The sequence below is a fragment of the Paraburkholderia jirisanensis genome (genome assembly GCF_054782355.1).
This window is the reverse complement of record NZ_BAAGSQ010000033.1, coordinates 766,925-780,612: the sequence shown is the minus strand read 5'-3', so window position 1 is coordinate 780,612 and position 13,688 is coordinate 766,925. Positions and strand designations below refer to the sequence as shown.

The following is a 13,688-nucleotide window of genomic DNA, read 5'->3' as shown; positions in this document are numbered from 1 at the left end:
ATCCGAAAAAATTCATGCATCGGGCTGCGTACTAGCGCGCCCTTTGAAAAGTGCTGGCTTGGCGAGAATCGCTATGCTTCCCGCGAGGGTCGTCGGCAGCCACAGGCCGAGGTGGGCCAAAACGGCAAAACTGGCCGCTTCAGCCGCCGAGCCGCCCAACATTACCGCCGCGGAGTAAGCGGCCAGATGGAAGGGACCCACGTAACCAGGTGATGAGGGTACAAGGGTTGACAGCGTAGCGATCGCCATGATTGTCAAGGCAGCCGGAAAACCTGCATCGATGTTGAGTCCACGCAGCACCGCCAGGAACAGGCCCGTTTCACCGGCCCAGATGACCATGGAAAGGAGCGCTAAGGCGATAAGTGCGCGTGGCCGGGACATTTCGCCAATGTCGCGTGTCAGGTCTGCAAGTACGAGCAATGGGTTCGAGAGCTTCTGTAGACTGGCTCGAGAGAACCGCCCATGAAGCCAGTGCAGGAGGCGTACGATCGGCTTGTTCAATGTAACGATCAGCACGAGTGCAATGCAACCGATGACTGCAAGCGCGACGACGCTGCGTCCAAGCCATTCAGGCATCTTTCCAACGGGATTGAGCGATAGTCCGATGCCAAGGCTGATCAGCAGCGTCAGCATATCGACAAGCCGCTCAAGCAGCAGACTGGCCGTCGCAGTGACCCGCCGCACTCCGATGGCAGATGGAAACACCAGTGCGCGAATGAGATCGCCGGCGCGAAATGGGAGCACGTTGTTGAGCGTAATCGAACCCAAAAACGGCGCGGCGCACGACCATCCGGACACTGTTGCTCCGCCTGCTCGCAGCATCACGGCCCAGCGCTGGATTCGCAGCGCGTAGTCGACGGCAAGAGACATCAGTCCAAGCGCGATAAAGTGCCACCTGAAGTCTTCAAGTGCCAGACGCAACTGGTTGAAATCAACTTTTCGGAAAACCAGTATCAGACAAACAATAGAAATGCCCACACCAAGAATCTGGCGTATCGGCAATTTTTTGCGCGTGCCTTTGTTCAGATCAGCGTTCATTCAGTCGAATCGTTCGTTAGCGCTTCACGCCTTGTTCCACGTGGCCCACGGCGCCTTGCCGCTTTCCCAAAGCGCTTCCAGTTGCCGCTTGTCGCGCAACGTGTCGCAAGGCTGCCAGAAGCCATGGTGATGGTATGCCGCCAATTGGCCGTCGTTAGCAAGATTGCGTAACGGCGCTAGCTCCCACGAGGTCGCATCGTTCTCGACGTAGTCGATTGCCTTGGGTTCGAGCACGAAGAAGCCGCCGTTAATCCAGCCGATTTCGTCGGTGGGCTTCTCCTCGAAGCTCGTGACCTGATTGTCGGCGGCGATATTCAACACGCCGAAGCGACCGGGCGGCTGTGTTGCCGCTACTGTCGCGAGCTTTCCATGTCTGCGGTGAAATTCGATTTCGCTGGAAATGTCGATGTTCGAAAGTCCGTCGCCGTAGGTCAGGCAGAATGTTTCATCGCCTAGATACGGCGCGACACGCTTGAGGCGACCGCCCGTCATCGTTTCGGGGCCGGTATCGACCAGCGTCACTGTCCAAGGTTCCGATTGGGAATTTAGCACACGATGCGTGCCGGTGCCGAGATTGATCTCGAGGTCGGCCGTGTGATGGTAGTAATTGAAAAAATATTCCTTGATGACGTAGCCCTTGTAGCCGAGGCAGATGACGAAATCATTGATGCCGTGATGGCTGTAGGACTTCATGATGTGCCACAGTAGCGGGCGTCCGCCGATCTCTACCATAGGCTTGGGTTTGGTATCCGATTCTTCAGCGATACGTGTTCCCAATCCGCCTGCAAGAATGACAGCTTTCATGTCGATTGCCTTCTACAAGTTCAGAGTTTCAATTCTTCGGGCGAGATGTTCAATGCCTGTTCGATGATCGCTGTCGGTTCAGCTCGAAGCAGAATATAGATGCGCTGGAGGTACTCACCGAGGATGCCAAGCAGCAGCGACTGAAAACCGATACCGAAGAGAACAAGAATATGGATACTCGCCAACCCGCGCGGCAAGTCAGGGTGAAAAAGCTTCAGCGCAAGATAATAAATGGTGCCTATTACGCTCAGGCCGAGCAACAGAACGCCTGAATACGTGGCGATCCGCAGTGGTACAACAGAATGGTTGAATACGCCTGTAAGTCCGAGACGGATGAGTTGGACAATTCCGAATTTACTCACGCCCGCGACTCGTGCCGCCCGTTCGTAGGGAATGCCAATCTGCTGGAAGCCTAGTCCCGCGATGAGTCCGCGCAGATAAGGCGCGGTGGACCGGAATTTTTGTACGGAGTCGATTACTTTTTTGTCGACCAGACGAAAGTCGCCAGCATCTCTAGGAATGGGATGCTCACTAATCTTGTCGATCACCCAGTATCCGATTTTGCGGATTGCGTTGATGATCGCGCCTTCCTTGCGTTTTGCACGGATGCCGTAAATAACGTGATATCCATTGCGCCATAGGTCGAAGAATTCTTCCAGGAGTTCAGGTGGATCTTGCAGATCCGCATCGATTTGCAGAACTGCGTCGCCGCGGGTATGCATGTAGTTAGCAAGGATCGAGCGCTGAAAACCCACGTTCTTCGAAAAGCGGATCGCGCGCACGCGCGGATCTTGCTGTGCGAGAGCTGAGAGCATCTCCCACGTCCGGTCGTTCGAATGATTGTCGGAGAATACGAACTCGAGGTCGCATTTGCTTGCCATTTTCCTCGACAGTTGATCGAGTCTGGCGTAGAGCGCGTCCAGATTATCCGCCTCGTTCAAGACGGGAACGGCGATCGAGATCAGAGGGCGATGCCGCATGTCCTTGTCATTTTGCATAGATACGTCGGATGTCTGATTGACTCTTTTCACGGATTGCTCATTTCAGCGAGCGCGCGCTTGATACCTTCTTCCAGCGACGTATCCGCACGCCATCCACATGCGTCTTTTAACTTCCCAGAATTACCGACTACATAGGGTAAGTCGTCTGGACGCATCGGTAGCGCGCCCAGTTGAAGAAGCTCTGACGGAGCATCCAAGGCCTTGCAAGCTTGCTGGGCGAAGTCTGCGACTGTGTGACCCGTAGCTGTGGCAAGGTTGTACGCTCCGCTCGGCAGCCGCTTGCTGACCAATGCATTAAGAACAGCGATAAGGCCGTTGCATGCATCATCGACGTAGACGAAATCGCGAATTTGTGTTCCGGCAGAAAGCTTTACCGGTTGATTTTTGCGCAAGCCTGCTGCCAGCGATGGCAGCAGGCGATGAGAAGCCTCGCCGGGGCCATAGACATTAAAAAGTCGAACTACGGCGACGGGTAGATCACACGCAGCACCAGTCGCCAACGCCAATATTCCGCCGGCCGCTTTCGATGCCCCGTACAACTTTTGTGTTTCCAGAGGCGAGTTTTCGTCGATGGGAGTCTTTGCGCCTATAGCGCTGTATTCGGCGCTACTGCCAACGGCTACTACCGACCTGATATCTCGTTGCGCGGCGAGACAAACAAGCTGCGGCGCAAGCATCGAGTTTATATTTACGATCGTCGATACATCACGATCAGTGGGTTTTACGCCCGCGGCTGCGAGATGGATCAGACCATCGAAACCCGACGGAAGATGGGCTGCCAGCGCTTCCGGCGTGAGGGACGGCACGACGACGTTCCCGACGCCCGGCACAGCACACGCAGAGCGTCCTATATGCATGACCTCTACATTTTCTGACACTAACAGTTGTGCAAGTCGTGTACCGACAAATCCGGATGCGCCGGTGAGAACCAATCGCATGTCAGGCCTCCATCGAAGCGAGGTCCGTGCGCCATGCATGCAACTGCCTGAGCGAAATATCCATAGCTTCGGCAGGCTTGCGATAAAAGTCGCGATACCAATTTGCCGTTTCGGCTACGACACGCCGCGTGTCCCAAGGTGGTGTCCATTTGAGCAGGTTGCGCGCAAGCGAACTGTCGAGCGCGAGCGCTCCTGCCTCTGGCAACGGGGCGTTCATATATTCGAGGTCCGGGCGGTCCCAGTTTGATGAAAGTTCTTCGAGCACTTCGCGCACACTGACGCTTCTGGGGTCCTGTGGCCCGAGGTTCCAGGAGCGGGCAAACTTGCTTGGCTCGGCAAGGAGGCCTGCCGCCAGCATCAGGTAGCCTTGCGCCAACGCCAGCACGTGCTGCCAGGGGCGGGTTGCATCAGGATAGCGAAGCGTGAGAGTCGATCGTTGCACGACTGCACGAACAAAATCAGGGACCAGTCGATCTTCTGACCAGTCACCACCGCCAATGATGTTGCCGCCGCGTGCAGTCGCGATAGCCAAGCCGGTCCCATCGGTTTTGCCGAACGAGGCCCGGTAACTGTCGATGATCATTTCGGCGGCCGCCTTTGATGCGCTGTACGGATCCTTACCACCCAACGGATCGTTCTCGCGGTAGGGCCACGCCCACTCGTTGTTCTTGTAGACCTTATCTGTCGTAACGCAAACCGCCGCGCGCGTCGCGGGTGTCAGCCGTGCTGCCTCCAGAACGTTTGCGGTGCCAATCGCATTGGTGGCGAATGTGCTGACCGGTTCGCGGTACGAACGGCGGACCAGAGGCTGCGCAGCAAGATGCAGCACAACGTCGGGTTCAAACCGTTCAAAGGCGCGCTTCACAACCTCGTAGTTTGTTATATCCCCGATTTCAGAGTCGACCGCGTCACCAATTCCAAGTACTTCATACAGAGCCGGCGTCTGATCTGGCTGCAGTGCGAGTCCCGAGACTTTCGCGCCAATGAGGTTAAGCCAAAGGCAAGCCCAGCTACCGGTGAATCCGGTGTGACCGGTGACCAGTATTCGCTTGCCTGTCAAGGTCTGTTCGAAGTCGAACAAAGGATTGGTGCTCATCTAGAGGCTTCCGTATTCTGACGACGCTAATCGCCTATTGTATTCGATGCTGAGATGGCATCCGTTGGCGAAATATCCCGGCGGTGCGTAAACGCCAAGTCTAGTTCACCAAATCTATCTCGCTGATGCCGATCGCCAGTTCCCGGTCGTCGCCACTTACGCCGCTTGCTCTCGGTGAAATTGCATCGGGAAGATCGAGGTGCAAGTTGAGCACCTCAATCTTCCCGCTCAACGGAATAGTCAATGTTCGCTCGGTGTTGTCCAGAGTGAACGTGCTCGACTTTTCACTGTTGACCGTTACCACAACCCGCTGCGCGTGCCCATTCGGCGCGAAACTGCGCGCATGGATCAATGCGATTCTCGCGGCCGGCGCGACACACTGCAGGTCTACGTGACGGCCGTCGCTCCAACGCCCCTAGCTTTCCGCGAAGCTGAAACCGGAGATGGTCATATCCGGCAGGTTGCCATGGTCGTTCAACAGAATCGTCAAAGGCAACTGCGGCGAAATATCTAGCGTTGACACATGCGATGGCACCCGCAAGCACAAAGCAATATGTGAAGAATTCTGTATGGACCTTGTCTGCAAACCAAATCATGGGTGAGCAGACTGTCAGCAGCAAAACACCGAGCAGACCACGCCATTGCTCAAGTCGGCTGGCAAGCATGAGTACGCCAGCGAACAACAGGGCATGGGTGAGCAAAAACGCTCCGTGCGGTCCACTCTTGATGCCGAGCCCTGATGGGATGACGGTGAAAAGCGCGGCCAGTCCACTAAAAAACCAGAAGTGATTCAGATCAGCTGTGTCACCTAGCCTCAATGCCGGAAACTGATCAACGAGGTCCCTGAGCGGGACCATCGATTGAATTGCATTTGAATCGAAAAGTGCGCCATATTGAGCCCAACTTGCTGACGACATAAACGGCCGCAGCGTTGTCTTCCGCGTGAGATACAGCGCGTAGTACCCGGATCCATCACCAACCCGCACCGGTGTCAGGTACTTCGTCGCATATGCCAGCCACAGCGCGGGTATAAGCGCGGCCAGAATGTATCGTATGTAAGCTCGATTTGTCATTTCGCATTCGCCAATGCGGCGGTTTTGCCGATGGATATCTCACGCGGTCAAACGGCGGTAGAGGGCGACATAGGCGTCTACCATGTGTTTTGACGTGAACAACTCTTTAAACCGGCGCTCCGCAAGTCCGCCCATTCGACATGCCAACACTTCATCCGCCCAAAGCTTCTGCATTGCGGCGCGCAACGCTAAGGCATCATTTGGCGCCACCACTAACCCCGTCTCCCCATCGACATTGACGTACGAAGTCCCCGTACCGATCTCGGCAGTGATCAATGGCTTCCCGGACATCGCGCCTTCGAGTAGCGAAATGCCGAATGCCTCGGAGCGCAAATGAGAAGGAAATGTCAGCGCATGACAAAGCTTCAGCAGCGCAATTTTGTCTTCATCGCCAACTGGCCCAACAAACTCTACGTTGTTCAACTTCAACCGCGTAGCCTGCTGCCGCAACTCACCCTCAACAGGCCCCGCGCCGACGATCACAGCCTTGAACTCCATACCCTGCAACGCATCGAGCAGGATATGCAGCCCCTTGTAGTACCTTAAATTTCCGACAAACAAAAAAAACTTCGGACCAACCCGCTGACGCCATTCGGCCAGCTTCGCGTCTGAAGCCACAGGATAAGACGCAGGATCGAGCCCGATCGGAATGACTTCGACCTTGTTCTTATAGCGCTGAAGCACATCGCTGGTCGCGAGGTAATTCGGCGACGTCGCGACGATCCGATCGACGCTCGACAGAAAGCGATCGCGCAAGGGCCGATAAAACTGCAGCAAAAATTTTTGTCGTACGATATCCGAGTGATAAGTAACGATGGATGGCTTGCGCACGCGCGTTGCAAAGTGCACGACATCCGCAAACGGCCACGGAAAATGGTAGTGAATCAGATCGGCGTGTGTCGCGAGGTCAGCAAATCGCCGAAACGCAGCGATGGAAAACGCAGACGACGCCACTTCGAAATCCAGCTTCGCGCGGTAATGCACGTGGTCGCCAAAATCCACGGTCGACGTATTCTTGCTGACTGTCAGCACGTCGCTCGTTATGCCGTGATTTGCGGCGCCGGAGCAGATCTGATTGATCAGCTCTTCGACTCCTCCCATAGAGTCGGGCTTGTACGTCTTATAGAAATGGAGTACCCGCATGGCTCCCGAGCTTGTAGTTTCGATGATGCCATGGGCGGCTGGCAGGGCCGTTGAGCGATCGCGTGTGATCGCTCAACGGAGCTTTAGCGGAGTGCGTCCGCAGCGCTTTAAGACGTCACGCAGGCGCTCGCCCGTACACATCCTCAAAGCGAACGATATCGTCTTCGCCGAGATATTCGCCGCACTGCACCTCGATCAGCACGAGATCGACCACGCCGGGATTGATCAGCCGATGCTTGTGGCCAGCCGGAATATACGTCGATTCATTCGGCTGCAGCGAAATGAGCTGGTCGCCGTTGACAATATCTGCACAGCCACGCACGACAATCCAATGCTCGCTGCGATGATGGTGCATTTGCAACGAAAGCGACGCGCCTGGTTTCACGACGATGCGCTTCATCTTGAAACGCTCGCCTTCTTCGAGCACGGTATACGTACCCCACGGGCGATGAACGGTGCGATGCAGCCGGTACGCATCGTGGCTGTCGCGCTTCAGCTTTGCCACGATCTGTTTAACGTCCTGCGCACGGTCGCGTGCAGCGATCAACAGCGCGTCGGCCGTATCGACGACGATCATGTCCTGTACGCCAACCATGCCGATAAAGCGTTCCTCGCTTCGTACGTAGCAGTTGTCGACGTCGAACAGTTCTGCCTCGCCATGAATACGGTTGCCACGTTCATCGGGCGCGGTCAACTCGCTGATTGCGAGCCACGAGCCGATATCGCTCCAGCCGAGTTCACAAGGGACAACCGCTACGTTGTCCGATCGCTCCATGACTGCGTAGTCAATCGAGATATCCTCGGCCTTGCGAAACAGCGCGGCATCGAGTTCGACCGTCATACCGTTGTCCGAAGTGCTGCGCTTGGCCTGCATCAACGCGGCCAGCACCGGCTCCGCCACATTCGGCGCATGCTGTTCCAGTTCGTTCAGCATAGTCTCGGCGGTAAAGCAGAACATGCCTGCATTCCACACATGGCGGCCGCCTGCCACAAGTTCCTGTGCGACGCTGAGCTCCGGCTTCTCGACGAAGCGAATGACTCGATGCACGTCCGTGGTCTCAGGGAGTGGCTGGGTGTCGAACTCGATATAACCGTAACCAGTTTCCGGCCCCGTCGGGCGAATGCCGAACGTGACGATGCGGCCTTGCTGCGCGGCTTGTGCCGCATGCTCGACCGCCTCGCGGAATGCAGCCTGATTTTCCACCAACTGGTCTGCCGGCATGACCAGCATGATTGCGTCGGGCCCATGCCGTTCACGTACCACCGCAGCTGCAACGCCGATTGCAGCTGCAGTATTGCGTGCAACCGGTTCGAGCACGTAATCGACGCGCGCGACTTCCGTTCCGACGTCATGGCATTCGTCTTTCGTCAGAAAGTACGTGTCGCGGTTCGTGACAATCAGCAGTTCATTGATCGTGGCCACCGCGGCTGCGCGGACAAAGGTTTTTTGCAAAAGGCTTTGACCATCGGCCAGCTTGAGCAGCGGCTTCGGAAAAGTTTCTCGCGAAACCGGCCATAGACGTGTGCCGGCGCCTCCGCAGATGATCACGGGAATGATGTTCATGGATTTATTTAAGAATGGCGCCATATCGTTCCGGCGAACGACGATTCTATCGGATTTCTATAACGAAGTCGCCAATTGGACGGGTTTGGATGGTCGTGCTGCAACATTTCTGTGCTGGGTGGCGACGCGTGTATCATGCGCGACACTCTCCGCTTGCCTGACTGCCCAATCGCCCGTGCCTACGGCACTTAAGCCAAACCTCGATGAAACTGCTTTACGACCTGAACTCGCTGCGGCCTCCCAGGAGCGGCATCAGCTACTACACCCAGCATCTCCTCGAGGGGCTGCGTCAGCAACCTGAGGTGGAAGACATCGCGGGTTGGGTCGGGTCCAATGTGTACCAAGGCGAACGCCTCGATGAGCTGATGCGCGACGACGGCACGTTGCAGAAGGCTGCGCAGTTCAGCGATGGATTGGCTGCTTCGATGTTACGGGCTGCGCGCAGCGTGCCCGGTGTCTACAAGTCGCGGACCATTGTGCGCAGCATCCGCTCGTCGGGCCTGCGCAAGCACTTCAGCAAGCGCGGCTACCTGTATCACGAGACGAACTTTATCGCGTCGCGTTATAAAGGGCCGAACGTTGTGACGATTCACGATTTGTCGCATCGCCGCCATCCTGAGTTTCATCCTCGCGTGGCGGTTGGGTATCTGGACGATGGCTTACCGCGCACGCTGAAGCAGGCCAACATCGTCATAGCGGACAGCCTTTATACGAAGCGCGAGATCCACGACATCTATGGGTTGCCGGACGAAAAGGTTGTGCCGATTCTTCTGGGCGTCGAAGCGTCTTTCCGTCCATTGTCTGAAGAGGAGTGCGCGTCGACGCTCTCCGGATATGGTTTGCGCTATCGGGGATTCGTCCTGTCGGTATGCACGTTGCAGCCTCGCAAGAACCTGCGCCGGCTCGTCGAGGCGTTTGCGCGTTTGCCGGCTGATTTGCGGCAGGCGTACCCGCTGGTGTTGATCGGCGCGGACGGCTGGATGAACTCGGACTTGATGCGCGACATCGAGCCGCTTACGCTGGCGGGCCAGGCTGTGACGCCCGGTTATGTCTCGCGTGCCACCTTGCTGAAGCTCTACGCCGCGGCCGCGGTATTCGCCTATCCGTCGCTCTATGAGGGGTTTGGCTTGCCGGTTGCCGAGGCAATGGCGAGTGGTGTGCCGGTGCTCACCTCCAATGTGACGTCGATTCCTGAGGTGGTGGCGGGGGCGGCGGTCGAAGTCGATCCTTACTCTGTCGAAGAAATAGCGGCTGGCCTCGAGCGCTTGCTTGGCGATGGCGCGTTGTGCAGCGAGCTTCGCGCGAGGGGCCTGCGTCGCGCGGCCGAACTCACGTGGGGGGCGACTGTCGCGCAGACCATGAATGTGTACCGTGCGCTGGTCTGACGAAAAGCTGCGTACCGGTAGATTCTGCATCGATGCGAATCTAATAAGTTGTTGTTTCGTTTCGACATTTCTGCCGTTTTTCGCGATACTCACGAAAAATTGACCCGCCTGACATGCGGGTGTCTTGCACTTGCCGTAAAATCGCCCGACTCAATGAAGGGAATTCCGACATGATGCACCTGAGGCTCAAAACTTGGGTCGGGGAAGCCTTGTCTGCCGTTTGCGCCGTTCTGCTGTTCGTGGTGATGTTCGATCACATGATGGCTGTCAAATTTGTCAGCATTGGTCTGGTTGGCGCGCTGATCCTGTTCCTGGTCGTTCAATCTCTGCTGTCCGCCCCGCGCGAACTCCGTTTTCCGCTGTTTGTGCCCCTAGGGCTATGGGCGGGATGGTCGTTGCTCTCCGCGTTCTGGAGTGTCAGCCCGCAGGCGACGTTTCATGCATGGCTCGACGAGATTGCGTATCCGCTTATCTGCTTTTACGCGTTCTGGCTGCTAGGACGTGAAGCCGTTCATCAGCGGCGCATGCAGGCGGCATCATGGCTCGCCTGCCTTGCGCTGGCTGTCGCGAGCGTGATTGGCTTTCATTTTCTTGACCCGGCTGCTCCAAAGCCGGGCCTGCTGCATTTCTATGCACGCGTCGGTCACACCAGCACAGTCGCCCTGATGGCGATCTCCGTTTTCGCGGCGATGGCGGCCGTGCGCGGCACTCGGCTGCTGGGTCTGGTGGGCGTACTGTTTTGCGTGGTGATAGGCGCCGCGACGCTAAATCGCTTCTTCTGGGTTGCTCTGGGCGTGGTCGCCGTTGTGTTGTTGTGGCCTCGTGGCGGCGCAGTGGAAGGGCGTCGGCGCGCGTATCTGGTGTTAGGCGTGGTGTTGCTTGGAATAGTCTCCATCACTGGATTGAGTAATCGCGTCCGCCTGACGTTGTTTCCGCCGCCCGTCATTGCGTCGGCCGTTGTCGCGACCCCTGCAGTGGCTGCCCCGACCGTGCCGCGCGCTGCTACGGTCGGGGTAGCCGATGGCCGCGGCGCATCGGCAGGGCAGTCGGCGCCGGATCTGGTCGGTCAGATGCGGCGAATGAGCCGTCTCGACGAGATGGCGTCTACCGATGCGCGTCCCAAGATTTGGGCGTTTTATGTGAGCCGGGTGCACGAGCATCCGTGGCTTGGTATCGGTTTCGGCAAGCCGTTGCCGTCGCTAGCCTACGGCCAATTGATTCCAGCCGCGTTGCTCAAGCTTGACGAGAATGCGAAGACCCACGCGCACAATCTGTTTCTGAACACGCTTCTGCAAACGGGCGTGATCGGCCTTGCTTTGCAACTGGTGGTATTCGCAGCCATCGCGTGGCGCTTCTTCGCTTCGCGCGCGTCGCGTCCATTTCTTTGCCGGGCCGGTCTGGCGCTCCTGCTAGGCATGCTCGCCAAGAACATGACGGACGACTTCATGTGGCAATCTACCGCGCTGATGTTCTGGGCTTGCTGTGGCTGGTTGTTGGGGCAGTGCGAATCGGCACTTGCACAGCGCGAACCGGTTGTGATCCGCAAAGGGCAAACGGTGCGGCATGAGCTGGCGGGCGTGCCGGTGGTGACGAGTTCGGAGGCTTGAGCCACGCCCACTTTCACCCGCTGCGTTGACGCGAACGCTATTTGCGGCGGTCAATGTGCCAAAGCAGCGCAAAGGTGACGCCGCTTTCGGTGATAAAGCCGTCAGAGCGACAGTTGTCGGATAGTGGGTCGCACATGATGGTCAGCGAGTGCATGTCAGAGAAGCTGATCTGCACGCGCGGGTCACCTTCGATGCTGCTTTTTACTGGAAGCAGGCGATAGCCGACCGGCACTGTGCGCGGTGGGGTATGAGTACGGTCACCGAGAATTGTCAGCGTGCCGTTTGCGGACGAAGCCTGGTCGAGCTTCAATACAGCAGTGTCTCCTGTGTCGGTTAGGCCCGTCATTGAAATAGCTAAGTGAGGTTGCACTGCCAGAGCCTGGCTGGCCACGGCAAGGGCTACGAGTGAGCCCAAACACGCGCGAATCATGTTGATATGCTGCTTCCAAAGTTCACGGCTTGGGAACGTACCACATTAGGCACGCGAATTCCTTTCGCCGAGATCATCGTCAACGGCTACTTCGAAGTGCGATAGTCGCACGAACAGGACGGCGTCGCACACGGTTGGATAATGCATTCGAGCCGCCCTGTAGGCGCGGACAGGCGCGCAGCGCGCCCTTCTGTTGGCCTAATCCAGCGATACCATTCGCACCGTGCAAGGCACATGCACAATCCCCCACAGGTCCCGCTTGTCATCATGGGGCGGAAAGCGCACGGTAAATCGCGCGCCGCCGGCGCAGTGGTCGATCACCTGAACGATGACGTTACGGCCCGGTGAGACGCCTGCTGGCGCCTGCACGGTAATGCCGCTGACGAGCCCATATTCGCCGGGGCAGAGCGGGTTATCAAATGAAAATTCGACCATGTGCTCGATTTGTGGCGTCGCCTGTGCAACATCCGCGTCATGGACGATCGCGTTGAAATAGATGATTTGCCTGCCAGTCTGGTCCGTGATTGCAAGCGACAGGGCGCAAGGCTCAGTAGGCGGTGACACGACGTGAAAGGACACCCGTACCCGAATCGGTAAATCCATTGGCACGCTGTCTGTGTCTTCTCCATTGCTGTCGACTATGCCAATGTCGTCGATGCGTATTTCGCCGGTACCGGTGCGCAGCGGTGCAACGCGATCGGCGAATGCCAGCTTATGGGGAGATTTGATGCGGGCGCTGCTGTGGATCGCAACGGCAGCCGGTGCATCTGCATGGAGCGAGCGTTCGTCGTCCGGTTGCACGCGCGTTGGCGCGTCGGTGTCTCTCATTGCTCCGCTGTCACGTCGGATTTGCGTGAGGCGGCTGAACGTGTCGCGTTCATAGGCCGCGCTTACATCGCTCGCCGCGCCTTGCAGACGCGCGATGCCCCCGTCCAACCACAACCCGCGAGTGCAAAGCGAACGGATTGCATCTGCTGAGTGCGTTACATAAATAAACGATATGCCGTCGTCCAGCATTGCGCGGATCTTGTGTAGGCACTTGTTCTGAAAGTAAGCGTCTCCCACACTCAGTGCTTCGTCGACAATCAGAATGTCGGGGCGCACATAGACCGCGCACGCGAAGCCCAGGCGAACGGCCATCCCGCTGCTGTATGTCTTGAGTGGATGCTCGATTGCATTTTGCAGCTCGCTGAACCCGATGATGTCCGGCGTCGCGGCATCAATTTCTCCCTTGCGCATGTTGTGCAGCTCGCAGAATTGGCGGATGTTTTCCCGGCCGCTCAACGCCGGATTGAAGCCCGCACCCAGTTCGAGCAATGCAGACACCCGGCCTCGCACACGCACGTGGCCGGCGCTAGGTGTCAAGACGCCCGCCAGCAGCTTGAGTAGCGTGCTCTTGCCGCTGCCGTTCGAACCGACGATGCCAAGCCTCGCGCCCTTGGCCAACGAAAACGTGACCTGACTGAGCGCATGGGTCTCGTGCGCATACCGGCGTTGCGCGCCGGACACGAGCTCGAGCAGCCGCTGTCGCGGCGATGCATAGGTGCGATAGATCTTGTCAACGTGGTCGACTTCGACCGCAAACGCGCATTCCAGATCGGGCGTCACA

Annotated in this window: 13 protein-coding genes; 2 read left to right on the top strand and 11 right to left on the bottom strand. The window is 57.5% G+C overall.

Annotated features, from left to right (window positions below; translation table 11 throughout):
- Window positions 1–12: 12 nt before the first annotated feature.
- From ACYVNQ_RS35490 to ACYVNQ_RS35450, 9 genes are all read right to left on the bottom strand, one after another.
- Entirely contained in the window at window positions 13–1,038 is a 1,026-nt protein-coding gene (locus ACYVNQ_RS35490; protein WP_460910046.1) for a lysylphosphatidylglycerol synthase transmembrane domain-containing protein, read from the bottom strand.
- A 24-nt stretch (window positions 1,039–1,062) separates the two neighbouring features.
- Window positions 1,063–1,842 carry a glucose-1-phosphate cytidylyltransferase gene (gene rfbF / locus ACYVNQ_RS35485; RefSeq protein WP_460910044.1) on the bottom strand — a complete coding sequence of 260 codons (780 nt, stop codon included), beginning with the start codon at window positions 1,840–1,842 and terminating at the stop codon, window positions 1,063–1,065.
- A gap of 20 nt (window positions 1,843–1,862) precedes the next feature.
- Entirely contained in the window at window positions 1,863–2,873 is a 1,011-nt protein-coding gene (locus ACYVNQ_RS35480; protein WP_460910042.1) for a glycosyltransferase family 2 protein, read from the bottom strand.
- Complete coding sequence (locus ACYVNQ_RS35475; RefSeq protein WP_460910040.1) at window positions 2,870–3,781, bottom strand: NAD-dependent epimerase/dehydratase family protein; 912 nt, start codon at window positions 3,779–3,781, stop codon at window positions 2,870–2,872. Before ACYVNQ_RS35475 ends, ACYVNQ_RS35480 begins: the two co-directional genes overlap by 4 nt.
- Before the next feature lies 1 nt (window position 3,782).
- On the bottom strand, window positions 3,783–4,877 hold the full coding sequence (gene rfbG, locus ACYVNQ_RS35470; protein ID WP_460910038.1) for a CDP-glucose 4,6-dehydratase: 1,095 nt from the start codon (window positions 4,875–4,877) through the stop codon (window positions 3,783–3,785).
- Between the two features lie 100 nt (window positions 4,878–4,977).
- Entirely contained in the window at window positions 4,978–5,235 is a 258-nt protein-coding gene (locus tag ACYVNQ_RS35465; RefSeq protein ID WP_460911237.1) for a DUF7024 domain-containing protein, read from the bottom strand.
- Entirely contained in the window at window positions 5,162–5,950 is a 789-nt protein-coding gene (locus ACYVNQ_RS35460; RefSeq protein ID WP_460910036.1) for a hypothetical protein, read from the bottom strand. The genes ACYVNQ_RS35465 and ACYVNQ_RS35460 overlap by 74 nt, the downstream gene beginning before the upstream one ends.
- A gap of 39 nt (window positions 5,951–5,989) precedes the next feature.
- On the bottom strand, window positions 5,990–7,051 hold the full coding sequence (locus ACYVNQ_RS35455; RefSeq protein ID WP_460910034.1) for a glycosyltransferase: 1,062 nt from the start codon (window positions 7,049–7,051) through the stop codon (window positions 5,990–5,992).
- Between the two features lie 157 nt (window positions 7,052–7,208).
- Entirely contained in the window at window positions 7,209–8,657 is a 1,449-nt protein-coding gene (locus ACYVNQ_RS35450; RefSeq protein ID WP_460910032.1) for a mannose-1-phosphate guanylyltransferase/mannose-6-phosphate isomerase, read from the bottom strand.
- Between the two features lie 203 nt (window positions 8,658–8,860).
- Here ACYVNQ_RS35450 and ACYVNQ_RS35445 point away from each other — a divergent pair, with 203 nt between their 5' ends.
- Both ACYVNQ_RS35445 and ACYVNQ_RS35440 read left to right on the top strand, forming a co-directional pair.
- Entirely contained in the window at window positions 8,861–10,042 is a 1,182-nt protein-coding gene (locus tag ACYVNQ_RS35445) for a glycosyltransferase family 4 protein (protein ID WP_460910030.1), read from the top strand.
- Window positions 10,043–10,212: 170 nt separating this feature from the next.
- A complete protein-coding gene (locus ACYVNQ_RS35440; RefSeq protein WP_460910028.1) occupies window positions 10,213–11,649 on the top strand; it encodes an O-antigen ligase family protein in 1,437 nt (478 codons plus the stop codon).
- Window positions 11,650–11,686: 37 nt separating this feature from the next.
- On the opposite strand, the gene ACYVNQ_RS35435 is transcribed toward ACYVNQ_RS35440, so the two are convergent.
- Together ACYVNQ_RS35435 and ACYVNQ_RS35430 are read right to left on the bottom strand one after the other, a co-directional pair.
- Window positions 11,687–11,959 (bottom strand): hypothetical protein, encoded by a 273-nt coding sequence (locus ACYVNQ_RS35435; protein ID WP_460910025.1) that lies wholly within the window; start codon window positions 11,957–11,959, stop codon window positions 11,687–11,689.
- Between the two features lie 318 nt (window positions 11,960–12,277).
- The gene (locus tag ACYVNQ_RS35430) at window positions 12,278–13,687 is read right to left on the bottom strand and encodes an ABC transporter ATP-binding protein (protein WP_460910023.1); all 1,410 of its coding nucleotides are present in this window, start codon (window positions 13,685–13,687) and stop codon (window positions 12,278–12,280) included.
- Between the last annotated feature and the right edge of the window lies 1 nt (window position 13,688).